The 22,386-nt window shown below is 61.2% G+C and carries 22 protein-coding genes; 7 read left to right on the forward strand and 15 right to left on the reverse strand.

Annotated features, from left to right (window positions below; translation table 11 throughout):
- Positions 1-305 precede the first annotated feature (305 nt).
- The 3 genes from BPNPMPFG_RS34600 to BPNPMPFG_RS34615 all read left to right on the forward strand — a co-directional run bounded on the left by BPNPMPFG_RS34600 (position 306) and on the right by BPNPMPFG_RS34615 (position 3,338).
- On the forward strand, positions 306-893 hold the full coding sequence (locus BPNPMPFG_RS34600; protein ID WP_258598017.1) for a BAR domain-containing protein: 588 nt from the start codon (positions 306-308) through the stop codon (positions 891-893).
- A gap of 337 nt (positions 894-1,230) precedes the next feature.
- Positions 1,231-2,157, forward strand: a complete 927-nt coding sequence (locus BPNPMPFG_RS34605; RefSeq protein ID WP_258598019.1) for an ArdC family protein — start codon at positions 1,231-1,233, stop codon at positions 2,155-2,157.
- A gap of 866 nt (positions 2,158-3,023) precedes the next feature.
- Complete coding sequence (locus tag BPNPMPFG_RS34615) at positions 3,024-3,338, forward strand: DUF736 domain-containing protein (RefSeq protein ID WP_056567591.1); 315 nt, start codon at positions 3,024-3,026, stop codon at positions 3,336-3,338.
- A 164-nt stretch (positions 3,339-3,502) separates the two neighbouring features.
- Here BPNPMPFG_RS34615 and BPNPMPFG_RS34620 read toward each other — a convergent pair whose 3' ends face one another.
- Positions 3,503-4,798, reverse strand: coding sequence for a DUF2130 domain-containing protein (locus tag BPNPMPFG_RS34620; protein ID WP_258598022.1), 1,296 nt, complete (start codon positions 4,796-4,798; stop codon positions 3,503-3,505).
- A gap of 117 nt (positions 4,799-4,915) precedes the next feature.
- Here BPNPMPFG_RS34620 and BPNPMPFG_RS43635 point away from each other — a divergent pair, with 117 nt between their 5' ends.
- Positions 4,916-5,146 carry a sunset domain-containing protein gene (locus BPNPMPFG_RS43635; protein WP_495885009.1) on the forward strand — a complete coding sequence of 77 codons (231 nt, stop codon included), beginning with the start codon at positions 4,916-4,918 and terminating at the stop codon, positions 5,144-5,146.
- A 194-nt stretch (positions 5,147-5,340) separates the two neighbouring features.
- On the opposite strand, the gene BPNPMPFG_RS34630 is transcribed toward BPNPMPFG_RS43635, so the two are convergent.
- The 3 genes from BPNPMPFG_RS34630 to BPNPMPFG_RS34640 form a co-directional block, all read right to left on the reverse strand.
- Positions 5,341-5,628 carry a WGR domain-containing protein gene (locus BPNPMPFG_RS34630; protein WP_258598023.1) on the reverse strand — a complete coding sequence of 96 codons (288 nt, stop codon included), beginning with the start codon at positions 5,626-5,628 and terminating at the stop codon, positions 5,341-5,343.
- Between the two features lie 210 nt (positions 5,629-5,838).
- Positions 5,839-6,180, reverse strand: coding sequence for a hypothetical protein (locus BPNPMPFG_RS34635; protein ID WP_258598024.1), 342 nt, complete (start codon positions 6,178-6,180; stop codon positions 5,839-5,841).
- On the reverse strand, positions 6,177-6,869 hold the full coding sequence (locus tag BPNPMPFG_RS34640) for a nucleotide-binding protein (RefSeq protein ID WP_258598025.1): 693 nt from the start codon (positions 6,867-6,869) through the stop codon (positions 6,177-6,179). The genes BPNPMPFG_RS34635 and BPNPMPFG_RS34640 overlap by 4 nt, the downstream gene beginning before the upstream one ends.
- Between BPNPMPFG_RS34640 and BPNPMPFG_RS34645 the strand changes: the two genes are divergently transcribed.
- The 3 genes from BPNPMPFG_RS34645 (at position 6,762) to BPNPMPFG_RS34655 (ending at position 9,872) form a co-directional block, all read left to right on the forward strand.
- Entirely contained in the window at positions 6,762-7,076 is a 315-nt protein-coding gene (locus BPNPMPFG_RS34645; protein ID WP_258598231.1) for a hypothetical protein, read from the forward strand. The two genes, BPNPMPFG_RS34640 and BPNPMPFG_RS34645, sit on opposite strands and share 108 nt — an antisense overlap.
- A gap of 118 nt (positions 7,077-7,194) precedes the next feature.
- The gene (locus BPNPMPFG_RS34650; protein ID WP_258598026.1) at positions 7,195-7,605 is read left to right on the forward strand and encodes a hypothetical protein; all 411 of its coding nucleotides are present in this window, start codon (positions 7,195-7,197) and stop codon (positions 7,603-7,605) included.
- The gene (locus BPNPMPFG_RS34655) at positions 7,602-9,872 is read left to right on the forward strand and encodes a relaxase/mobilization nuclease domain-containing protein (RefSeq protein WP_258598027.1); all 2,271 of its coding nucleotides are present in this window, start codon (positions 7,602-7,604) and stop codon (positions 9,870-9,872) included. The genes BPNPMPFG_RS34650 and BPNPMPFG_RS34655 overlap by 4 nt, the downstream gene beginning before the upstream one ends.
- 132 nt (positions 9,873-10,004) lie before the next feature.
- On the opposite strand, the gene BPNPMPFG_RS34660 is transcribed toward BPNPMPFG_RS34655, so the two are convergent.
- The 11 genes from BPNPMPFG_RS34660 to BPNPMPFG_RS34710 form a co-directional block, all read right to left on the reverse strand.
- Complete coding sequence (locus BPNPMPFG_RS34660; RefSeq protein ID WP_006205593.1) at positions 10,005-10,286, reverse strand: helix-turn-helix domain-containing protein; 282 nt, start codon at positions 10,284-10,286, stop codon at positions 10,005-10,007.
- Positions 10,283-10,606 (reverse strand): type II toxin-antitoxin system RelE/ParE family toxin, encoded by a 324-nt coding sequence (locus BPNPMPFG_RS34665; RefSeq protein WP_027054595.1) that lies wholly within the window; start codon positions 10,604-10,606, stop codon positions 10,283-10,285. The genes BPNPMPFG_RS34660 and BPNPMPFG_RS34665 overlap by 4 nt, the downstream gene beginning before the upstream one ends.
- Before the next feature lie 220 nt (positions 10,607-10,826).
- Positions 10,827-13,154 (reverse strand): type IV secretory system conjugative DNA transfer family protein, encoded by a 2,328-nt coding sequence (locus BPNPMPFG_RS34670; protein WP_258598029.1) that lies wholly within the window; start codon positions 13,152-13,154, stop codon positions 10,827-10,829.
- On the reverse strand, positions 13,132-14,178 hold the full coding sequence (virB11, locus tag BPNPMPFG_RS34675; protein ID WP_095204880.1) for a P-type DNA transfer ATPase VirB11: 1,047 nt from the start codon (positions 14,176-14,178) through the stop codon (positions 13,132-13,134). Before virB11 ends, BPNPMPFG_RS34670 begins: the two co-directional genes overlap by 23 nt.
- The gene (gene virB10, locus BPNPMPFG_RS34680) at positions 14,144-15,373 is read right to left on the reverse strand and encodes a type IV secretion system protein VirB10 (protein WP_258598030.1); all 1,230 of its coding nucleotides are present in this window, start codon (positions 15,371-15,373) and stop codon (positions 14,144-14,146) included. The genes virB11 and virB10 overlap by 35 nt, the downstream gene beginning before the upstream one ends.
- A gap of 109 nt (positions 15,374-15,482) precedes the next feature.
- Positions 15,483-16,319, reverse strand: a complete 837-nt coding sequence (virB9, locus tag BPNPMPFG_RS34685) for a P-type conjugative transfer protein VirB9 (RefSeq protein ID WP_258580742.1) — start codon at positions 16,317-16,319, stop codon at positions 15,483-15,485.
- Positions 16,316-17,047 (reverse strand): VirB8 family type IV secretion system protein, encoded by a 732-nt coding sequence (locus BPNPMPFG_RS34690; protein ID WP_258580743.1) that lies wholly within the window; start codon positions 17,045-17,047, stop codon positions 16,316-16,318. Before BPNPMPFG_RS34690 ends, virB9 begins: the two co-directional genes overlap by 4 nt.
- A 12-nt stretch (positions 17,048-17,059) precedes the next feature.
- Positions 17,060-18,022 carry a TrbL/VirB6 family protein gene (locus tag BPNPMPFG_RS34695; RefSeq protein ID WP_258598032.1) on the reverse strand — a complete coding sequence of 321 codons (963 nt, stop codon included), beginning with the start codon at positions 18,020-18,022 and terminating at the stop codon, positions 17,060-17,062.
- A gap of 334 nt (positions 18,023-18,356) precedes the next feature.
- Positions 18,357-19,040: a type IV secretion system protein gene (locus BPNPMPFG_RS34700; protein ID WP_258598034.1), complete on the reverse strand. Its 684-nt coding sequence runs from the start codon at positions 19,038-19,040 to the stop codon at positions 18,357-18,359.
- Positions 19,041-19,081: 41 nt separating this feature from the next.
- The gene (locus BPNPMPFG_RS34705; RefSeq protein ID WP_258598035.1) at positions 19,082-19,978 is read right to left on the reverse strand and encodes a hypothetical protein; all 897 of its coding nucleotides are present in this window, start codon (positions 19,976-19,978) and stop codon (positions 19,082-19,084) included.
- A complete protein-coding gene (locus BPNPMPFG_RS34710; protein WP_258598036.1) occupies positions 19,975-22,386 on the reverse strand; it encodes a VirB4 family type IV secretion/conjugal transfer ATPase in 2,412 nt (803 codons plus the stop codon). Before BPNPMPFG_RS34710 ends, BPNPMPFG_RS34705 begins: the two co-directional genes overlap by 4 nt.

The following is a 22,386-nucleotide window of genomic DNA, read 5'->3' on the forward strand; positions in this document are numbered from 1 at the left end:
GTCAGAATCCATCCCTTGCCGGTTTTCCCGGCGGGTTTGCTGCGGTCTGAACCGGCGGCTGTCCACTTCAAGGCCGCTATCGCGCCGCGGTGCGGCCGGAACCCGCCGATCTCGGCAAGGCTGGCCCGCGTCCCGCGCAGGGCAAGTGAAGAACTGGCCCCGCTTGTCCGCAAGCCAACCTCGCTCGCCTGGCAGGCTCCGGACCCTGAAGCGTCCAGCTTTCGCCGGTTCCTTTTGACCGCACCCGCAGGGAAGACCGGCAAGGGCCGGAACACCTGAAGGGCATCGCTAGAAAGGATCGCATGATGTCCAGTTCAACCCGCTCCACCAAGGCCAAGGCCCGCGTCGTCCAGCTCCGCAAGGGCACAACCCTCGAAATGGTCCGGCTCTGCTGCCCGGATGGCCACCAGGCCACCCTCATTTCCGAAAGCTTCGGCCTCCCGGTCCTCGACAGCGACGGCATCCGTGAATTCCACGAGCGCAGTGTGATCGAAAGCGCCGATACGCTCTCCGAGGGCCTTTCCGAAAAGGCCATGCAGATCCACCTGCAAAGAATCGTCGGGTCCCATGTCGGCTCCGCCTTTGGAGCAGGCCAGTTCTACTCGAAGGCCGTCACCGAGGCGAAGGATGCCACGGCCAAGCTCGCCAATGACACCCGCGACGAGGACATTGACGGTCCGGTCGGCTTCGACAGCAAGGCCCAGCGCAAGCGCGAATTCGCCGCCGAAATGGGCCTTCAGGCACATGCCCTGCGCATGGCTGCCGAGGGCGCCGTTACCGCCTACGAGCACATCGTCGGCGAGAGCTGGAAGCCCTACGAACGCCAGACCGAGAACCCCGGCCAGACCGTCAACCGGCAGGCAGCCGATCTCCAGATGGCGGCCCTTGGCTAATGCCATTGGGCGGAGCTTCGGCTCCGCCCGATCCTCTCATACTGAGGCTGGTGTCCCTCGGGGGCGCCGGCCTCTTTGCATGTGCCAAAGGCACCGAACTCAAAGAATGGAAATGGGCTGGTCGTCGGGACCGCGCCAATCGCGGCCGTCACGAATGATGGTCCTGCTCCGGTGCTCGTCCCGCGAAACGGCTGCGCCGTCCTCCACTGACGTTGCGGCCCGCAAGCGATGGTTCTCAGCTTCCCCATCGATCCTCCGCGGGTTCGCGGACCTGCGGTCCTGCGCGTGCGGACCTCGTGACGGCCGCGATTGGCGCGGCCTCGAATGGAGGTTTGAAATGGACAGGAACAACAACAAGCCCCGCGTCGACATCTACGCGAAAATCACCGATCGTATCGTCGCGGATCTGGAAAAGGGAGTGCGCCCCTGGGTCAAGCCCTGGAGCGGGGCGAACACCAAGGGGCGTATAACGCGCCCGCTCCGCCACAATGGGCTGCCGTATCAAGGGATCAATACGCTGCTTCTCTGGTCAGAAGCGGTTGCAAGGGGCTTTGTTTCCCCAACCTGGATGACATTCAAGCAGAGCGTCGAGCTTGGCGGCCATGTGCGCAAGGGCGAAACCGGTTCCATGGTTGTCTATGCCAGCCGCTTCACCCGGACCGAAACCGATGCCCAAGGCGAGGAGGTCGAGCGCGGCATTCCCTTCCTCAAGGCCTATACGGTGTTCTGCGCCAACCAGATTGACGGTCTCCCAGCACAGTTTTACGACAACCCCGCGCCGGTAGCCGATCCTGTGGAGCGGATCGAAAATGCGGATGCCTTCTTCGCCAATACCGGGGCTGTCATCCGCCACGGCGGCGACAAGGCATATTTCAATCCAGCTCTCGATATTGTGCAAATGCCTGCTTTCGAAAGTTTCCGCGACGCGCCCAGCTACTATGCGACCCTCGGACACGAGCTGACCCATTGGGTCGGCTCGGAAAAGCGGCTCGATCGCAACCTTTCACGTTATCACAAGGATCGCTCGTTCAGGGCGCACGAGGAGCTTGTCGCAGATCTAGGGAGTTGTTTTTTAGCGGCCGATCTCGGCATCGTCCCGGAATTGGAGCCCCGGCCCGATCACGCAAGTTACCTCGCGAGCTGGCTTGAAATCCTCCGCGACGAGAAGCGTTTCATCTTCGCCGCCGCGGCCCATGCCCAGCGGGCTGTCAACTATCTGCATGATCTCCAGCCAGAGCCGGCACAGATCGCGGATGCTGCATGATGCTGCGCCATGTGGCGATCGATGCGGAATAACGACCGGGCGGCGTAGGACGATGCCGTGGAGGTGGATCGGGCGATCCACACCCGCCTGCGTGGCATACGCGGCGATGTCTTCCTGCATCGCTCCGGCGTTCCCCTGGATGAAGCCGATAGGTCTAAAGCGGCCGACCGCGGCCAGCTACCTCTGGCCGAATGCGGTCGTAATCGTCCCGCTTGGCACACGTCGGTGGCTTTTAGCACTCCGGCGCACTGCAGCCGGCTGAAGTCCCCGTGGCACCGGCCAGTTCGGGTAGTAGCCCAGCGGGCCGAGTCAGATCAGCCGGCCCGTGCGACATCCAGCCCGAGATGGGTATTTCCATGACCGTATAGCGGCTATCCATCTTGAAGGGGCAGACGCCGGACCGTCAAAGTTTCGCCAGTCGGCCGGTCGTCAACCGACCGAAGTGAGGAGCCGTCGCGCCCCTTTTCCGGTTGGACGATCTTCCGTTGTGCGATGGCGCCTGACGGGGAGAGACGGGTTTGATGGCACCTCACCGTGGCTGCGGTTGCAGTGATCATGCCGATAGGCTTCGCCTGTCGTCTGGCCGGCGGTTTCATGGAAGGGCGCACCACCTGCGTCCTCGATGTAGCTGGTCTGACCGAAGACCGTCTTCGCTTCGCTCCGCCTCGTTCTCAAACCCGCAACAGCCGGTCGCGACTTTCTTCCCCTGCTGGCTTCGCCATCATTCCTCGCGGAACAAGAAAGCCTCGCCCTGGCTGCCCTTCACTGTCGTTCCGGCCCTTCGGGTGCGGGCCGATCGCCTCCGGTCTGTCGACCGCCATCGAGGTCGCGGTGGTCGCGGCCCGAGAAACTCAAGGAGACGACAAATGGCTACCATCGGCACTTTCACCTCAAACGGCAACTCCGGCTTTACGGGCACGATCAAGACGCTCAACCTCAACGTCAAGGCCAAGCTGGTCCGCGTCGACAACCCCTCCGACAAGGGTCCCCACTTCCGCATCCTCTCGGGTGCAGTCGAGCTAGGTGCAGCCTGGCAGAAGGTTTCCAAGGAAACCGAGCGCGACTACCTCTCGGTCAAGCTGGACGACCCGAGCTTCCCCGCTCCGATCTACGCCACCCTGATCGAGGTGGAAGGCGAGGAAGGCCTGCAGCTGATCTGGTCTCGCCCCAACCGGGACTGATCGCCTCGACGAGGGCTCCGCCGCAAGGCGGAGCCTTCGGCCTTCCCCAAGCGAACGCCGGCAGGCGGAGGAGGGCTTAAGCCCCCTCTTTCAGTCGCGTCCTCTGGTTGCGGCTCAGTCGTTGGGAAGGCGTCCTTGATCGCCTTGGCCGGCGTGAAGGTCACCTATTCGGTTTCGGGAGAAGAGGCTACAATCGCCAGCACCTCCAGCCCCTCAATCTCCTGCATCACTTTTCCGGCGATACCCTGCAAGTCACCATACATGCCGACGGTCGACTCGATCACCCCTTGGATCTGCGCCTCGCGCTTGGCCCACAGGCGTGTTGTGGCCTTGCGTTCTTTGGCGAGGTCGTCCTGCATATCGGAGAATTTCTCCACGATCGCCTCGACGCGGTGGCGGAACCGCGGACCGGTCAGGTAGCCGTAGACCTGCTCCATTTTGGTGGCCTGGCCATCCCGGGCGAGGCGGGAGTTGGCCAGCTCGATCAGGGATTGTCGAAGCATGATGGCGATCGGGATCGCACATTTGGGATGGGCGATATAGACTCCGTCCACAAGATCGAAGGTATCCACGCCGGGAGGCAACGCTTCCGAGACCATCAGCGCGATATCCGCTTTCGCGGCTCGTTGATCTCCTCTGAGCTTGCCTAGCCAGCCCTGGCTCCAGTTCTTGGTGCGTTTCGATTCCCACAAAATGGCTCCGCATGGCTGGCCGGCCGGTCCGACCACGCGGTGCAGGACATCTCCGCCGAACTCACCCTTGGCAACCGGTTCGAGGATGTCCATCGGGAATCGGCTGGCAATGAGGGACTCCAGCTCCAGCTCGAGTACCTCGCCCTGCAGCTGCTGAGAGCCCTGTTCCGCACGGCGCTTCAGCTCCTCGATCTGGCGCTGCATGCCGGCGATCTGTTCCTCTTTCTCCGCAACCTTCATTTTGAGGCCGTCTTCGGCTTCCGTTCTCGCCTTGATGCGAACGGCACCCAGCCCCTCCTGTATCTTCCTTTCGATGGTCAGCGCCATCTCGCGCTTCTCATCGTCAAGCGCACGCTGCTGTTTCAGGAATTCCGCCTGTTGCTGCTGGGCCTCGGCGAGCTTTTCGTCGCGCGCCTTCAACGTCGCCTCCAGCTCGGCAAGCTTGTTATCCCTGTCCTCCAGGTCCACCGAAAGAAGCAATTTTGCCTTGCGGGCTTCCTCGGCCGCGATTGCGGCTCGCTCAAGCTTGATTTGCTCAGCCACCTGGTTGCCGATGTCCTCTTTGGCGGCGTCGATCGCGGCCTGCTCGCGTTTAAGCTCTTCCTCCCGGGCCGCCATTGACGCGTTGCTCTGCGCCAGGCGCCGTTCATAGTCCTCGCGGGTGGCGGCAATCAGCGGCGCCGCAAGCGACTCATTGAGCTTGATGTCCGTTTTGCAGCTCGGGCAGCTGATCGTTGGTTCATTGAGAATCCTGGGCTGTACGGTCATTGGCGCGCTGACTCGGCTGGGGGCTGATGTAGTCTCAGACTATATATTATCGGCCGCTTTTGGAAAAGAACGAAGAGTGAACATCAGTGTTATCCCCAGCGTAAGGACGGGAGGGCGATTTCGTCGTCGACCTCGCTCAAGCAGTCCGCATCGACTCGAGACAAACATCCTGCATCGCCCGGTGCCTGCAACATCAAGGGCAACATCAACGCCCGTGGTGAGCACATCTATCACATGCCTGGCCAAGAGTATTACGATCGCACCGTCATATCGACCAGCAAGGGAGAGCGGTGGTTCTGCAGCGACGAAGAGGCGGTGGCCGCCGGTTGGCGCAAAGCAAAGCGTTAAGCCACAAGGGCAGGCGTTGCCCTGCTTTTATACTGCGCTGGCGCGGGCCGTGGGAACGGTGAGTGCTTCGGCAGGGCCCCGAAAGTGCGAGCATGCGGCAGCGTCGAGATCACTGACTTCCGACTGGCGACATCGCGCCCGCGCCGGGTACACGAGCGACTTCCGTTCCTCACGTCGCCCCAGCGGCTACCCTGTCAACTAGACAACCAGACGGGATCGCTTCTGCGCGTCGGGTAGGTGGATCGCGGCTGATAGCCGCGCATCCGCTTGGCGCGCAGCAGCGCGAGGAAAAGTTCGACGGCTTCGCCCTCGGTATCAAAGGAGTGCTGTACCGTGCGGCCGGTGGTTCCGATCCGACCCCAACGCCGGACCAGGCAGGTCTGGCCGAACAGGGTCTCCTCGATCGACAGCGCATAGAAGCGCGCCATGTTCCGATCCGCGTCGCGGCGTTCGATACAGAGGCGATAGAGCTGCGCGATCATTGCAGACAGAATCGCGCAGCCGGACGCGCGCGTCCAATGAATGGTTTGAATCAGCAGACGCGGATCGATTCGCTCTGGTGATGGATGGAACCGAACGTCAGTCGTTCAACAGCGTCTTTGATGGCCCTTCCCGGAGAGATGTAGCCAATCCACGTTGGCCCGTATCGTGCGCGGTCGGTCGTAACGATCGACGCTGATGGACGCGTCTGGCTACTTCGGCTGCCGGGCAAGGAATTCCGTTATCAGACCCTGAACCACCTCCTGCATGGTTGTCCTGTTGCGCGCGCAATGGACCTGCAGCTCGATCATCTGCGAGACCGGAATGCGCGTGTGTAGCCGGGCTGTCCCGCCGTCTGGCTTTGGCCTTTCAATCTTCGCTTTCGCCTCTCTGGCAGACCGGGTTCTCGTCTGCTGCTCCAGGTTGTCCGTTTCGCTGATGCTGGATTCCACTATGGCAGCCATGTTGCGCGAGAACGGATCATCCGAACGGGCACGCGGTTTCAAGGCGGGCAGCGGCAATTGGTTTGCGGTCCGATCGCTTTTCTCGTTCATGGGGGGGTGGCTCCGTTCAGTTTGCTGATGATCTCGGCGGTCAGGGCATTCGTCTGGTCGCGAGCGTCCTGCACGGCCTTGTTCACAGGCTGGACTTCGTAAAGCGTCCCGGCGGTTGCGATTGAGGCGAAGGTCGGCCGTTGCGACAAAAAGGTCTCAAGCACGCTTGCGTTGGCCTGCCGCAGCAGCTGGATCGCTGTGCGGAAGGCCATCGTGTTGTGCTCGATCCCCGAAACCATGTTGAGCATCACCGCGTAGGGAATTTCGCGATGGCGTCCGCCAAGCGAGCGGATGTGCCGGATCAGACCGAGGCATTGCTTGACATCGAAGACGTGCGCTTTCGTCGGGATCAGCACGAAGTCGGCGTTGGCGACGGCCGGTCCGAGGGCGGCCACGGCCGTGCCTTGGACGTCGACCAGCAGCAGGTCCTCGGCGTCGGATTGCGCCAGGCGATCGATCAGTTCGTCGGTCGAGTTGATGGGGATGACGTCGATGTTTGAAAGCGCGTACCCGGCGCGGCGACTGTTTTTGCTCCACTCCAGCGCTGACAGTTGCGGATCGGTGTCGAGCACCGTCACCCGATGACCGGCGGCGGCGAACTCGCCAGCGAGCAGTATGGTGGTCATGGTCTTGCCGACCCCGCCTTTGGGAGAGGCCACTGTGATTTGCACCGCGCGTTGTTCCGGCATTATTTTTTCCCAATGTTGCGTCACCTTGGCGTCAAGGCGCATAGGCGATTTGGCGCCAAAGTGACTTTCTTGCATTATGCCTATGCGCCGATGCAACAAAGTGCGAAGGCACATAAGTGCCTATGTGATAATATGAATTTGCGCATCGGTGCAATGTCCCGGGATGCAGAGGCGGCTCGGGAGCAACACATCAGTGAATCAGTATAATGTTGCGTATTGAATTGACAAGATACGCAATTTGGGTCCAAATTGGCTGAGCAGGTCGTCGCTTCGCTTCGACCTGGACCGTCTTCGACGTGAGGCCCATCCGCCATAGCGAGGAATTTTGGACACCAGCGCCGCCCACAAGGACACTCGAAAGCGTTCCCGGATCGATATCGGGCCGGAGGCGGGCGCGCTCCTGGATGAGGCCTGCAAGGTGTTCCAGCTTGACCGAACGGAGACGTTGCGGCGCATTATCCGGGCCAGCCTGGATGTCGGTCCCGCTCTGTCAGCTGAGAATTCACGCACTGTCGCGGTGTTGGCCTCGCAAGTCCGGATGGTCGGCCGAAACCTCAGCCAGCTTCTCCATGCCATTCATTCCGGCCACGCTGCCCCCATGGAGGCGGCGTTACCGATATGGGAAGCACTGGATGAGAGGGTGAAAGCTGTCGACGCCGAATTGACGGCGATGACGATCGCGCATGGCCTGAAACTTCGGAAGGCGGCGCATCTGCTGCATGGTGAGAACGCGTGAACCTCGACCAGTCCTCCATACAGGCTATCGCCGATCGGATCCGCGCGAGCGCAGCTTTTGAAGACGAGAACCGCAAGCGCCGGCATCGGGCCATGTTGTCCTTTGCTGGAAATGACAATGATTGGTTGCTCAAGACGGTTCGCGGCCGGACAGGGGAGGGCGGTTTCGGGGCAAGCCAGCCACCTGAACCGCCCGTGCCGCGTTCGTCTCCCGGGGAGCTGGAACCGCCGCGCGGTAAAGCCGGGCGACTAAACCTCGCCCTGCCAGCAAAGCGGCGGAAGCTCGCCGGCGGACCTCGGCCGAGGGCCGCTGCCGACAAGCTGGCGGCCGGGTATCAGCCGGCCGTTCTGAAGGTGATTTCCTACGGGCATGGCGTCACAAGGGCAGCCGCCATCGGTCAATATATCCAGAAGGAGGGCGTCGCGCTCGAGACGCATGACGCGCGTATCCTGGCAACGCAGGAAGCCGTTGCCGAGGAAATGAAACTGTGGGGCAAGGGTTTCGACAAGCGGCGGGAGAGCGAGGATGTGGCGACGTTTCGGCTTTCGCTGGCAGGGCAGGAGAATGCCGAGCGCCTTTCACAGGCAGTTCAGGCAGGTTTCGCCGGCCACGGTTTCGCCTATCGTATCGACACACTGCAGGACGGATCGAGCGTCGCGCGCGTCGTCGCGACCATGGCCGGACAGAGCGTCGTGCGGGGTGAGAACGGGAACGAGAAAATAAAGCATCGGTTTCACTTTTCCGATCGACGCCAGCAGGATCGCCAGTTCTCGGCACCGACCCGGGCCATGATCGCCTCGCGGATCTCCGAGGCGCTTGGGGTCAAGGAGGATACCGTTTCGGTGAAGCCAATTGGGGAGCCCAGCCACGGCAAAGCCGGTGTCGTGTTCCAGCTCTCGCGCCTTACCCATGACGGAGCGGCGATCGGCGCCGACGGTGCCGCGATCGCGTCTGAGGAGGCGGTTCGGCAGACTGCGCAGTCCTGGGACAAGACCCTAAATTCCTACAAGCCTCGCGACACCATGCACATGATCCTGTCGGCCAAAGCGGGCGAGGACAGGCAAGCTCTGGTGAGGGCCGCACGTGGGTTCCTGCATGAGCAGTTCCCCAATCACAAATTCGCCTTCGGCATGCATGCCGACATGGCCGAGGAGGGCGGCCATATTCATGTCCATGCCATCGTCGCCGTGAAGGGCGAGGACGGTGAGCGATTGCGACCAGGTCCGGCCCAGCTTCGCGAATGGCGTGCGCTCTATGCCCAGCACGCACAAGCGCAGGGCATGAAAATCGTCGCGACTTCCGCGGCCTATCGGGCGTCATCACAAAGCTATGGTCCGCGCGACAAGGCGATAGTGGCCACGGCCGAGAAGCCGCGGCCGGGCAGGGAGGCGCGGGACCGCGCCTACGCCCGTGCAAACCCGCACGTCATCGAGAAAGCCCGCCAGCGGATCAATCACGCGAGGGCCAACCCGATAAAGATTCCGATTTCGGCGCGCCAGCTGCAGGCCACCCACGCAAGCCTTCGGGACTGGCACTCGGTTGCTGCTTCTCAGCCGGATAACACGATAGCGAGTCAATTTATTGATCGGATGACGCAAGCTTTCCGATCCGGTACTGTTGTGGTTGCTATTCGAGATGGAAAGGGTGTTCAAATGAGTTCAGATGCCACCGCGGACCAGATGCGGGAAAACCTAAAAGAGATCAACGAGACCGTTAACAAGACAGCGGCCATGATGAACGGCCCGACGAAAGCGGAGTTCTTACGGCGCGCAGCGCCCACCATGGAGCTGCTTGCGATCCGGACGGATCTCAAATCCCTGCAGGAAGGTGGCGTCACGCATGTCAGCGAAGACCAGGCCCATCGGATTGCCGGCGCGCGCGCCGAAGCTTTGATCCATCGCGCCCAGGAGATCGAGGCAGCTGAGCGGCTTGAGGCCGATCGCGCTCGCGAGATCCGTAATCGCGCCATCGAGCAGGAGATCCGCGACGAACGAGCCGGATCGGCTGATCCGACCTCGCTTGAGCAGGTTGCGCAAGACCGCGAAATGGTGCGCAACGCCGAAAGCATCGCTGCGAAGGAAGCCCGCGAGGCACAAGCCGCAAGCGAAGCCGCGCGTTCATTGGCGCAGAATCCTAACGAGCGGCTTGATCCCGAGATCGTCAAAGGCGAACGGCTCGAAGAACTGCAGCGCCTGCAGTCGAGGAGCATCAACACCGCTCCAGTCGAAGGCGAAGAGCCGGATTCACAAAAGCCGCAAAAGCAGTAGTTGCCTCGTAATGCGCCACTGCGTGGGCTCGTTGTTCCCTAAGCCGGGCTCTGGCAGCGGCTCCGTTCGGCACACGCTGGCGTCCAAACGCGGATGTACTCCGAGGAAAGACGAGGATTAGACACCTCGTGATTATGCAACCTCCTTCACCCGGATTTCTATATCCAGGTGAGCGGAGGCGGCGATGTTGACGAGCGCGTCAAGCGAGAACTTGGCGAGCTTACCGCGCAGCAGATCATTGATACGAGGGCGCGTCAGGCCGAGCCGCTTGGCGGCTTCCTCCTGGGGAATGCCCCAACGCTGGACTGCCTTACGGATTTCGTAGAGCAGCGCCGAGCGCGCTTTAAGGTTTGCTGCCTCCTGTTCGGTGTCCGCCAGGGCGTCCCAGACGTTCTCATAGATTTCTACGTTCATCGTTCTGCCTTCCATCGTTTTAGCCGTTGAGCCGCCAGATCGAGGTCTTTCTTGGATGTGGCCTGTGTCTTCTTCTGGAACGCATGAAGCACCAAAACGCGGTCCTCCAGCGTTGCCAGATAGATGACGCGGAACGCTCCCGATGCCTCCCGGACTCTGATTTCCCTGACGCCGGCCCCCACGATCTGCATAGGCTTCCAGTCGTCGGGATCGTCGCCGCGCTGGACAAGTTCGAGCTGCCAGCCGGCCTCTATCCGCGCATCGTCAGGAAACGCTCGAACATCCGCTCTGCTGCTTCCAAGCCATTCAATCACCTTCATCGGGGTGCACTGTATCGGTTTTGATACATGTTGGGTAGAGTGAAAATCAATCGCATTTTACGGACCAGCAATCAGCTCACGTCCCCACCCAGAACCGGGAGGCGCAACGAAACGGTTCGATGCGCCCGCCATCGGATTAGCGACGCTTCGTCTTGTTCTCACACTCGACATAGGCACCGAAGACACAAATCGCTCATTTGTATTCAACTGAATTCACGTCCTAGCGATCGCCGTGACATCTAATTTGATCCTGCAGCGCCTCAAGAGCGGCTGACGGTACCCCGTCGACATCTCCGCTATCCACTGGCGGTGACAGGGAACGAGCGCCGGCCTCCACTTCCTGATCGAGCGATGCGAGCAGCGCGGCGATCGACGTGGACTTGTTCCCCGGCCGGACTTGGAATTGCAAGACACTCGCCTTGCCTTCAGACGCACTCGGGTCGGACGTCTTTGATGCTGCCGGCGCCGATCGCCGGCCAAGGGTGGGAAGCGGCCGCGGCGCATCGTCAGCCGTCTGAGCGGTCCGCTTCGGCTTCAACTCCGGAACTTCAGCGGCGACCTCGCTCTTTGCTTCAGCCTCACCGCCCGTTGGAAGGCCTGAGCTTGGCAGCGCCTGTGGTGCGTCCGCGCTGTCGCTCTTTACTTTCGGCTTTAACGCGACGGGATCAGCCCTTTCAGCCGCCTCACCAGTCGCACGCGGCACCGCATCGGCATAGACTGTATCGCCCGAAACCGGCGCTTCGACGGTATCGGGTTCCCCCAACTCGAAAGGTGCCGCGGGCGCGTTGTTAGCCGCCGCTTCGACCTCCGCCATGGAGCGCAGCGGAAGATCCTGCCATCGTGAGAGAGGCGGAACCTTCAAGCGCCGGTGCCGAAATTCCTCATAGGTCGCCTTATAGGGAGCGTCCTTATAATAGGTGACCTTGCGCACCATGAAACCAGGGGGGCTCGAGCCCAGAACCACGGCCTGCTTCGCCGGCATTTGCCGAAGCTCCGCCGCCGTTCGGAACGGCCTTTCCTGAAAACTTAAACTCTTGTCTCGGCCCCCAAATATACCTTGACCAGCCCTGATGATCGCTGTGGGCACCTCGATCGTGGTCGGTCCCAGCATTACAGAGACATGTTCCGAGGTCTCCACGTCGTTCATGCGGATGAAAAGCTTCACCTGACACGCGGTCACCGTGGTCTGCCGCGTCGCTTTTCCATAGACTTCGTCAAGCTGGGCTAGATCCTGCAGGATCAGGACCATGCGAAAGCCATAGCCCGCGTTGATCGCCAGCTTGGAAACGATAGACTCCATTTTGCCGAGCTGGCGAAACTCGTCGATCATCACCAGGACCTGATATGGCTCGTCCGGGCCTGGCGAGGAAGCCATCAGCACATCATGGATTTGCTGAACCAGGAGTTTGATGATGGGCCGGAACACGTCGAGCTGCGCCACCGAGCAGCCGATGAAGAGAGCCGTCGGGTCCTTGCGAAACTTCGAGATATCGAAATCGGTCGACGCCGTAGCGGCTGCAACGAGATCATTGGTCCAGGGGTTGAGAGCCGCCGTCAGGTTGAAGTAGGCCGAGTTTCGCGTTTCCTTTTCCAGCGCAATGAACTGGTTGAGCCCGTGTACGACCCACGAAGGCAGATATTTTTCCTCGTCATTGCGGATATTCGTCAGCACCCTGAGAAAATCCACGCCGGTCGAAAGAAGCATCGCGACGGCGCGCAAATGACGCTGCCCCTCATAGCGTGGTGACGTCAGCACATAGCCTATCATGGCCGAAAGCAGCTGCCGGCCGGCGCGCGCCCAGATCTCGGAACTTCCTGTCGCCTCGGGGATGATGAAGGAGGAGACCACCGCGCAGTCCGTCGGCATGCGCGCATCGCGCCGGATGAAATCCAGCGGATTATAGCGATGCGAATCCTGCTCGCCGGGCGAAAAGAAAAAGACCTTATCGCCGAGAGCCTGCCGGTGCGCACCGAACGCCTCGAAGTTCTCCCGCTTCGGATCGAACCACACCGAGGATCCTCGCCACATATAGCCGTTTGGAATGACAAAGCTGACGCCCTTGCCGGATCGGGTCGGCCCGACCACCAAGACGTGCGCGGGCTCGTCCGAGCGGATCGTCGCCCCACCCATCTTGCCGAGGATCAAGCCTTGCTTTGCCAGCAGGTTTTTCCTTTCGGCGTCCATGATCGTGCCGAACCGCGCATCGCCGTAGTGCTTTGGCTTGCGGTTGATCAGGCTTGCAAAGATCAGGCCGACGCCGATCGCCACGACAACCGCGACCGCGATCGCGCCCCGGATGATCGTCTCGCTCTGCGTGGGATGATAGGCCAGGCGCTGGCTGAAATGCTGCCAGGCAACGAACAGGCCGCTTAGGCTGCGTTGCGCGTTCTGGTACTTTAGAAGCCCCCAGCGCGAGGCGCCTTCAGAGGGGAGGGCGGGGTTCCACCGCCATGTCGCCACCAACTCGTAGGCCAGGCTCCAAAGAGCGAAGAAGGCGGCGAGGCCGATGAGGCCGAGGAGAAGCCTATAAGCGAATACGCGAGACATTCTGGGGAACCTTTCTGGCGGCTCTCCATTCGGTCATGCGGTTGAACCAGATCGCCGAAGTTCCGCGCCAGCCGCCCCGGCGCGTTTGTTGGATCACAATCGGCAGGACCGACCGCACGTAATCGATGATCTCTGCCTTGCTCAGCCCGAGCCCAGCTTGCATGACCATCAATGCTAGCTGCTCAAACGCACCGGTCGGGCTGTCCGCATGGATCGTCGTGATCGATCCGGGATGGCCCGTGTTGACGGCGCGCAAGAACGAATAGGCTTCCGCTCCCCGGATCTCGCCCAGGAAGATTCGATCCGGCCGCAACCGCATGGCGGCTTGCAGCAGCGTTTCAACGGTCACGTGCGCCAGGCCCTGGTCGCCCTTTGATGCGACGAGGGGCAGATAGTTGGGCTGGTGTGGTTTAACCTCTCGCGTATCCTCAATGGTGAGGATCCGCTCATCTGAAGGCACCTCGTGCAAAATGGCGTTCAGAAACGTCGTTTTGCCCGACGATGTGCCTCCTGAAAGCAATATCGAATACCGTTCCCGCACGGCCAGGCGGAGGAAATCCTCGATCTTGCCGGCGTCGAGATATTCGCAAAGGGCGCTGTCGGTCTCGCTCAATTCGCCGGGATCCTGGACGGAGATCGTATCGAACGCCCCCCGTTTCCGGTAATCATCAAGGCGCATATCCTTCACCACCTGCTTGCGGATCGCGAAGGCGCCTCCTGTCGGCGTCGCCGGCGCAAGCACGCCCTGGAAGCGTTCGCCGCCGGGGAGGGCCGCCGAAAGCAAGGGATTTTCCTCGCTGATCGATTGCGAGGATGATGCCGCTATACGTTCCATGAGGTAAGTGATCGCGGCGCGGTCGAGCTCGGGGACGTCGAAGGGCTCCATATGTGTCGAGCCAACAATTTCGACCCACACAAGTCCAGGCCCGTTTGCACAGATTTCGACCACGCGATCGTCGTCGAGCCAGCGCCGCACCGGCTCCAGCGCCTTATTTAGAAAGACGGTTCTTTGCTGCCCGCTCACGTCGTATCTCCGTCAACGCCTCGCGTACCGGGTCCGGATAGAACTCCGAAAAATCGAGGTCCCGGCGGACGAACACCATGATGCGCGACCCCTGATCGACATGGATCGTGGGCGCGATATTGATCGAATTGCGAAGCGCCTCTTCGGCAATGCGGTTGAGGCTTTGCGAGACCTGTTGCGCGCCGATTTGGCGGGCGCTCTGTAGGTATTGGTTGGGCTGCGTCTGGATTGTCACCGTCTGTCCGGTCTGCGGGTCCGTGTAGGTCTGGTTGGTGTTCGACCCATTCTGGTCGTTGCCAAGGTTGGCGATGAATTGCGTCGCACCGCCCACGACACTTAGAAGGATCGCCGAGCCGAACCGCTCGAAATAATGGTTGTCGACCTCGCCCGGCATGCCGCTGCGACCGAGCTCGTCGGTGCCCGTCGAACCGAGCTGCACCGACATGCCGTCCGATCGAAGCAGGCGTGTCCACACTATGAACACCCGCGTTTGGCCGGTTGCGAGGCCACTGCGATATTCACCGATAAGGCGGGAGCCAGCGGGGATCAAAACCCTGCGACCGTCGAACGACCACACATCCTCCGACACGACGGCCCGAACCATACCGGCAAGATCGCTCTGGATCGCGGTCTCGAGTACGCCCTTGATCATCGTCCCTTGGGCGACCAGAGCGTCCGTGCGCGGGTTCATCGTGGCCTTCGATGTATCCGCTCCGCTCTGGCTCGCCCTTGCCAAAAAACGCCGATTGGGGTCCTCCTCGCCCTCGCCTGCGTTTCCGGCCGCTGCATCCGTACCATTGCCGCCCAATGCTGACGCACTGCCAGGCGCATCGCCGCTATCGACGACGAGCTGCTTGGCGCGCAAGCGCTCCCATTTGCGGCGCTCCTCTTCTTCTTGCCTGCGCCGTTCTTCCTCAGCCAGACGACGGGCCTCGGAATCATCCTGGACCTGTGGTGGAGCTGCAGGCGGTTGCAAGGCTGGTGGAGGGGGAGGCGGAGCCTCGACCGTCGACGGCGGCTGTGCCGGCGCCGCCGGCGGCTCCTCGGGAGGCGTCGGGATTTTCAGGGTCCCGTTGTCAAGCTGGGGACGCGGCGTATCGAGCCCAGGTGCGGGAAACTGTGTGGTGTGAAACTCCTCGCCATCCGACGCCGTCAACAGCGGCTTGTCTGGCGCACGCGTCGCCGCATAGATCATCCAGCCAGCGAAGACCACCGCACCCAGCGGAACCGCGATCTTGAAGAATGTGGTTGCCCCGAATTTTGGCGCGGCGACCGCCGTGCCTTCCTCAGCGAGCATTCTGTACTCATTGGGAGATGGCATCGGGTCCCCTCACTTTCCGAACAGTCCCACCGCCGACACGCTGCGGCTCGTAAGGTTCAAGCCCGGTCGGTTCGTTCACATTGTTCAGTCTCAGATTGAAGACGCAGGTTGCTTCGTTGCCGTTGCGCAGGGTCCATTGGTAATTGACCTTGTCGACGACGATGTACGCGCCCTCGCGGCGATAATTCACAAGGGTCTCATTGCGCTCGCTGTCGACGACATAGATCGCCGGCACTTCCCTTGCCGGATCGAAGCGGAACCAGGTCTTCACGCCGTCGTCGTAGATCACGAGTGGCTTATTTGCCGACGACCCCTTGTAGGCATAGGACGAGTTGGCGTTTTCGGCCTTGAAACCCTGCCGGTTCGGCTGTGCCGCCCGGGCCCGGGCTTCGTCCATCAGCGCCGCGTCCGACACCTCTTCGGGATAGCGGAACTTGATCGCATAGACTTGTTGCGCAACCGGCCGAAACTCGCCGTTGAGGAAGAACACATAGCTGCGCTTGTTCGTCAGGACGTTGAGATTTCCGCCCGCATTCTTCTCGATCGGCTTCACAAACAGCACATTGCCCTTCTTGTTGGGCTCGATGCTCCAGGCCGGGACGTCGCCAGCGCCGAGAGTTTCGATTTTCTCGTCATCGCCGAATTCGATCATGGTCGAGGCGCCATAGCTGGCCGGCACCGACACCACATCGTCCTTTTGATACCAGACGAAGCGAATGCGACTGTCACGAGATCCCGCCCGAGGGGTCTGTTCGGCAAGGGCCGGCTGAACCGCGCAAACGCCGAGCCCGATTGCCATCAGGATGGCGGCGACCTTCATTGCGGTGTCTCCGCGGTGGGTGCCGGCGCCGTCTCCTGATCGCGCCGATATTCGAGCACCTGGAAGCCGAGCGGATTTTGAAAGCGGATCTCGTTTTTGGCCGGCACGCCGGTGTAGCGGAACCGGATCAATGACACCCAATGCCGCTGCACGGTGTTCGCCTGGCTCTTTTCCTCCGTCATGAACCGGACCAGGGCCGTCCTCTGGTTGGGAAACGTCACCGACTTCACGGTCACAGCCACGACGGTGTTTCGCCCGTACAGCACGACGGGGTTCGTCACCTTGTTTGCCGGGCTGAAAAGCTCGACGAGCTCCCTCGAGGCATCGCCGGCGCTCAGCAATTGCGCGAGATCGAAGTTGTCCTTCAGCGCCTTCGGATCGTAGGTCTCGCGAGCCTTCACATAACGGACGATATCGAACATCCCCATCGACTCGTCCTGCTGCAAAGGACCGTCGGCTAGCGGCCGCTTGACCTCGACAAACCCGGTGGATTTGTCAACCACCACCATGTAGGGCTCATAAGTCTTGAGCGGCAGCGCAAGGATCAGCGCGCCCACCGCTGCAACGGCAATGACCGAGGCGACGCTTGCCACACACCACGCCAGAGATCGCGACCAGCGATTGCGGCGCGCGATATCTTTTTCCCAGATTGCCGCATCCACGTAGTACGGCAAGGGAGACTCGGTTTCCTTCGCCGGTCGCCCAGCGTTTTCCTTCACATCGCTCATTGGTGCCCCAAACTATGCGGGATCCGTCAGCTTTCGGGAAAGCCGTGCATATTCCGCTGAATTCTCATACCTTTTCTGTGCGAGGCTCACGCGTGCCCGCTCGCGACCCGCCAGGCGTTCCTGCCGGGTGCTCCAGCCCAAGCGTCCCATCAGCCTGCGCTGACCGGCTTGGCCCATCGCTGCGAAGGCGCCGCCGTAGAAGCGCCCAAACGAAGGCGTTCCAATACCAATTCCGCCCGCGAGAGAGGCGGCAACGTTGGTGATTTGCGACAGCAGCAGCACGCCAACAAGGCAGATCAGGATCAGCGGCGCGGCTTCGGTCAAGGTCGTTGTCGCAGCGCCGTTCGACCGGTTGACCGCGTCGAAATAAGTCTGGGTGATCGAGATGAAGAAGGCACAGAATGCGTAGACCAGTATCTGCACACACATGTACTGCACGATCGCGGTTACCCAGCCGGCGAAGAACCGGGTCGTGTAGCCGAACAGCATAAGAATGATGAACACTGGGGCGAGCGCCAGCAAAAGCCAAAGAAAGATCTTCGACAGGATGATGAGGAAGATCGCATAACCGATGAGCAGCGCGCCGACGACAAGGATGATCGCCGCCAGCACGTAGCCGCCGAAGTTCAACACCCCAAGGCTCTTGATAAAGGCGGAGGTGGAATTGGCGAGCGAATCCCAGATATTTTGCAGGGCCGTCTGCACCGAGTTGACGGAGTTCAGCCCGGCCGATGTCCCGGTCACATTGGCCGAAACGCTCGTCAGAAGGCTGTTCCCGATCGCGGAAGGTGTCTCATTCGCGAACGAATAGGCATATGTCTGAAAGTCCCCCCAGCTCGTCGCCAGAGCGTAGATGACGAAGGCGCGGAACAGGCGCCAGACCATCTCTTTTCCCGATCCGGTCGAGGTTCCCTGCCAGATGCCGATGGCCCAGAATATCACGTACAGCGTCAGCATCAGGCCGGCGACGCCCACCTGTCCGCCGCCGGTCAGGGCCGACGCCAGGTTCTGGTAGGCTTGCGATACATAGTTATTGCCGAACTTGTCGACCTGTTGCAGAAGCGTCGTGATATTGAAGTTCATTTTTTCGCCGTCCCACCTGGAAACAGAGATGGATCGCTATTGAGTGCCTTCATCGGACCGCACTCGAATGGCTTCTTCGCTTCTGTTCTTGGTTCGGGCGCCGCGAACGCCATCGGCTGCATCGGTCCCTCGTCGCGCGAGCATGGAGCCTTGAGCGGCTTGTGGCCGCACCCGGAGGTCGCGACAGCGCCAATGATGGCGGCCGCTGATAGAAGAAAGCGCACCGTCATTGGCCGGACTTGTATTCGAGCCCCCGCGAGGCCTGCGTGATCAGGTTCATACGATCGATGTTTTCCTGGTTGGCGGCAGCCGTAGCGGTGTTCACCGCGCCGATCAACTCGTTCACGGTCAGACCCGTTTGCACCATGATCTGGCTGTTCTGATCGATCGAGCCCTTGATGTCCTGCGCCGTGCCGATCCGTTGAGCGCCCGACTGAAAAGCGCTGGAACGAGTCTTCACCCCATTTTGCGAGGAGTCCACCAGCCCGGTAACAGTGGCCGCGACGTTCACCAGGGCGCTGTAGTTCTTATCCATCTGCGTCGTCTGGCCATTGATCAGGCCCGAAATGGTTTTCACCAGCTGCAAGCCATTGATCATGTTCGAAACGATGCCCTGCGATCCATTGCCGAGGCCGGCGAACGACAACGAGCCGCCCGAGATCACGCTACCAAGCGAAGGCGCGTCCCCCATGGAGAAGCCGCCATTGCCCAAGGCCATCTGCGCGAGTTGGCCGGCTTGGCTAGACCGGTCGCCCGTGACGGCCTGCAGCGTCTTTTGCGTATAGTTCATGATGTTGCGGTCGGTGCTGAGGATCTCGCTCGTGGCCGATGCAATCTGCCGAGCCTGTTCCAGATTAGCCTCGTCGATCGTAGGCACTTGCGCAAAGGCGATACCGCCAAGGCCAAGCAAAAGTGCCGCTGTTAACGGAATTCCACGCATAGCGCTTTCTCCTATTGAGCCTGATATTGCTTGACGGCCGACATCAGTTCGTCGGTCGTCATGGTCACGGGAGCGCTGTTCGCGTCCCTTTGGATTTGCGAAAGCACGGGCGAGACGTTTTCAACCGTGTCGGTCGTGCGCGGCGCCGTGCATGCGCTGTCCGTCGAGGGGCAGCATGGGTTGCCGGCCGTGCCGCCGCTCATAGCCCCGGGACAGCTTGTCGAGCCACCCGAGCCAGGCGGCGGGCCCGAGCCAGGCGGCGGGGACGCGGGAGTGGGCACCACCAGTCCGGAGGATCCCCGACCCGTCAGTGTGGCAGTGCCGATGTTTCGCACGTTGAAAGCTTGGGCGAAGAACCCGGTTGCCTGGATCACCTCGTTGAACGTCAGCCCGCCTTGGGCGCGGATTGCGCTGTTGCGGTCGAAGGCTTCCATGACCGTTTTGTCGGTCCCGATATCCTGCCCCATGGTCTCGAAGGACTGCTTATTGGGGGCCACCGTTGACATGCTGCCGTTCATGCCCCCTAGAACCTGACCGGTGATATCCAACTGGCCCCTTTCGCCGGCATTGCCGCCGACAGCGCCCGATCCCGACCCGGTCGAGGCGAACGCCGAAGAGCCCTTGATGTCCGGATTGGCCTGTTCCAAGGACGCCCGGCCACTCGCCGGATCGACCGAAGCCTTCGGGCTCTTCACGTCCTGCGCCTTTTTGGGTGTCGTTACCGAGCAATTGACGCCCTGCGTGGCGGACTTCGTATCCTCCTGGATGAGCTTGATCTGAACCTTGTCGGCCTTGTCCTCGCTCCGCTGCGACAAGATCGGGCTGTCAGAAACCGGCACGGCCGCCATGGCCGTCGATCCCGCGAAAATCGTCACAAGGGCGACCGTCGCGCCCATGATGGTCTTCATTCCGGGTCCCTCCCAAGAAAGATTGGCAACCAAACCTCCGGATCGTCGCCCACGCGCGCGCGCAGCGCGTCGAGCTCCTGAACCGTCTCAATTCGACCGGAGAGGATCTTGATCGCGTCAGGCATCGCGCCCAGATTGAGGCGCGCAATGACGCTGTCCTGGTCATGCTTGATCAGGAATTTGCGGGCTTCGGGCGGGGTTTCGCGGATCCATTTGATCTCGCGCTCCGACAGCCCGAACGCCCTGTGCGATTCCTCGTCGGCCTTCGGGTTGGGGAAAAAGATATTGGTCGGCGTCTGTTCGATCAGCGTGTTGGCGATCGATGACTTCACAATATCCGCCGCTGACTGCGTGCCGAATCCAATGATGCCATTCAGCTTACGAATGGTTTTCAGCTTGTCCTTGATGAAGTAGCTGAAAATATCATTGTCCAGCAGCTTCCAGCCTTCATCGAGGAAGATCATGACCGGTTGCCCGTCAAGCAGCTCCTCGATGCGATGGAAGATATAGAGCAAGGCCGCCGTGCTGGTCGTTGCGTCGCTCAACACGCTCGTCATGTCGAAGCCGAAAATGGACGACATCGAAAACGAGTCTTCCGCGTTGTTGAACAACCAACCGCGCTGATCCGGCCTCATCCATGGCTGCAAGCGCGAATAGAGATCGTCATCGCCGGCGCGCATCGCACCGCGCAACAGCTCGGCGAACTCCTCCATGGTTCGACCTTCGGACGGCGCGCTCGCCACCTGGGCGATCGCGTTGCGGATGACTTGCTCCTCGCGCGTCGAGTGGGCGTGTCCGTCGGATCGACGCAGCATGAAGCTGAAAAGCTGGAAGAGAAAATCCCGGTTGCGCGGCGTATCGGGCAGGCGCAACGGATTGAAGCCGGAAGGCTCCCCGGCCTTCAGAACCTCATAGCGGCCGCCAAGCGACCGCACGAAGATATCCAGGCCGCGGTCCTTGTCGATCATCACCAGCTTGGGGCGCGGCGTGATGCGCTGCGCCTGTGCCGCGAGAAAGCCGAGCAAGACCGTCTTGCCGGAGCCCGAGGGACCGTTCAGAGTGAAATTGCCGAGGTCTCGAACATGGAAGTTGAAGAAGTAGGCCGTTTGCGACGTCGTCTCGAGGACGCTTATGGGCGTTCCCCAATGCACCCCGCCAGCCCGGCCGCTCGGATAGTTATGAAAGGCGGAGAAGCCCGCCATGTTCTTCGATGAGATCATCGACTTGCGCGCGACATAAGCGAAATTGCCGGGCAGGCTGGCCCAGAACGCAGGTTCACAATTCAGGTCCTCGCGAACCCACAGGGCGGACACCTCCGTCAGCGCCGTGCCGACATCGGTCACGCAGCGCGCCACGTCGTCCATGGTTTTCCCGAGGCACAGCACCGTCAGGTGATGCAAGCCATAGAGCGCTTCCGAGGACAGAAGCTCATCGCGCGCTTCACCGAGTTGATCGGCCACGATCGAACCGGCTTCATCCGACATGTCGATCTTGCGCCCGACCCGCTCCATCTGGGTCAGCGCCTGGGGCTTGTCGATGATGGCGAAGGATTGCGTGACGATGAATTCGTGCGGCACCTTCAGCATGGGGTTGAGCATCCCCGGTCCCGTGATGGAGGGGTACTCGCCGACCGAAATGATGGCGCCATATCGCGTTTCGCCAGGGAACGCCCCGCGAATTTCCAGCGCATTCGGGCCGAAGAACAGCCGCTTCGTCGCTAGCGCCTCCGCGAGTTTCATGCGCGGCAGCGCCATCGGCCGCGGAAATCCGCCATTGACGAGCTGCACCAGGAATTCCAGCGGCTCGGAATGCCAAACGTCACTGCGCTTGACGACGGTGAGAACCCGCGCGCCATACGCCTGCAGGCTCTCTCGGACGGCTTTCATCACGTCCGTGAGTTCGATCAGCGCCCGCTCCTCGCTCGAAGAGCGACCGTCCGCAGCCCTTCGTCCCAAAAGCTTGCGGATCACGAGATCCGCCGTCCCGACCGTGCCCTGCAGCTCGCGCCGCACGATCGTCAGGTAGATATCGTTCACAAACATGCGCTGTGTGCGAAGGGCCGCCGTATATCGCGCATCCAGCTCTTGGCAGAACTTATTTTCGAAGCTCGACTCGATCGCGGGCTTCACCTCGCGGCGCACGATATGCGAGTAGATCGCATAGCGGGAATTCGCCAACCCCCGAATGAGATCGTTGCGGCCGAGCAGGCGCGAATTGATCTCGGCGATATCGATCGTCTCGAAGCACAGTCCGCTCATGTGAACGAAGGACATCAACATTCCGTCCTGCGTCTTGATCACCTCGTCGGACACATGCCGTGAATAGGGTATGTGAGCCGAAACCGGGTTTTCCCGACGAGATACGGCCCCGAAACTCAGTTCATCACGAAGAGCCCGCGCAATTGCCAC

It is taken from the genome of Mesorhizobium sp. AR07 (assembly GCF_024746815.1).
Classification (GTDB): Bacteria; Pseudomonadota; Alphaproteobacteria; order Rhizobiales; family Rhizobiaceae; genus Mesorhizobium.

What these genes read in the sequence shown, in the direction of transcription:
- BPNPMPFG_RS34690 (WP_258580743.1), bottom strand. Translation starts at nt 17,047, where the DNA reads ATGAGCGATGTGAAGGAAAACGCTGGGCGACCGGCGAAGGAAACCGAG.
- BPNPMPFG_RS34640 (WP_258598025.1), bottom strand. Translation starts at nt 6,869, where the DNA reads ATGCCGGAACAACGCGCGGTGCAAATCACAGTGGCCTCTCCCAAAGGC.
- BPNPMPFG_RS34660 (WP_006205593.1), bottom strand. Translation starts at nt 10,286, where the DNA reads ATGAACGTAGAAATCTATGAGAACGTCTGGGACGCCCTGGCGGACACC.
- BPNPMPFG_RS34670 (WP_258598029.1), bottom strand. Translation starts at nt 13,154, where the DNA reads ATGTCTCGCGTATTCGCTTATAGGCTTCTCCTCGGCCTCATCGGCCTC.
- BPNPMPFG_RS34665 (WP_027054595.1), bottom strand. Translation starts at nt 10,606, where the DNA reads ATGAAGGTGATTGAATGGCTTGGAAGCAGCAGAGCGGATGTTCGAGCG.
- BPNPMPFG_RS34630 (WP_258598023.1), bottom strand. Translation starts at nt 5,628, where the DNA reads ATGATCGCGCAGCTCTATCGCCTCTGTATCGAACGCCGCGACGCGGAT.
- virB10 (WP_258598030.1), bottom strand. Translation starts at nt 15,373, where the DNA reads ATGATCTATGCGGCGACGCGTGCGCCAGACAAGCCGCTGTTGACGGCG.
- BPNPMPFG_RS34605 (WP_258598019.1), top strand. Translation starts at nt 1,231, where the DNA reads ATGGACAGGAACAACAACAAGCCCCGCGTCGACATCTACGCGAAAATC.
- BPNPMPFG_RS34620 (WP_258598022.1), bottom strand. Translation starts at nt 4,798, where the DNA reads ATGACCGTACAGCCCAGGATTCTCAATGAACCAACGATCAGCTGCCCG.
- BPNPMPFG_RS34615 (WP_056567591.1), top strand. Translation starts at nt 3,024, where the DNA reads ATGGCTACCATCGGCACTTTCACCTCAAACGGCAACTCCGGCTTTACG.
- virB9 (WP_258580742.1), bottom strand. Translation starts at nt 16,319, where the DNA reads ATGAAGGTCGCCGCCATCCTGATGGCAATCGGGCTCGGCGTTTGCGCG.
- BPNPMPFG_RS34645 (WP_258598231.1), top strand. Translation starts at nt 6,762, where the DNA reads ATGACCGGCGGCGGCGAACTCGCCAGCGAGCAGTATGGTGGTCATGGT.
- BPNPMPFG_RS34705 (WP_258598035.1), bottom strand. Translation starts at nt 19,978, where the DNA reads ATGAAGACCATCATGGGCGCGACGGTCGCCCTTGTGACGATTTTCGCG.
- BPNPMPFG_RS34635 (WP_258598024.1), bottom strand. Translation starts at nt 6,180, where the DNA reads ATGAACGAGAAAAGCGATCGGACCGCAAACCAATTGCCGCTGCCCGCC.
- BPNPMPFG_RS34600 (WP_258598017.1), top strand. Translation starts at nt 306, where the DNA reads ATGTCCAGTTCAACCCGCTCCACCAAGGCCAAGGCCCGCGTCGTCCAG.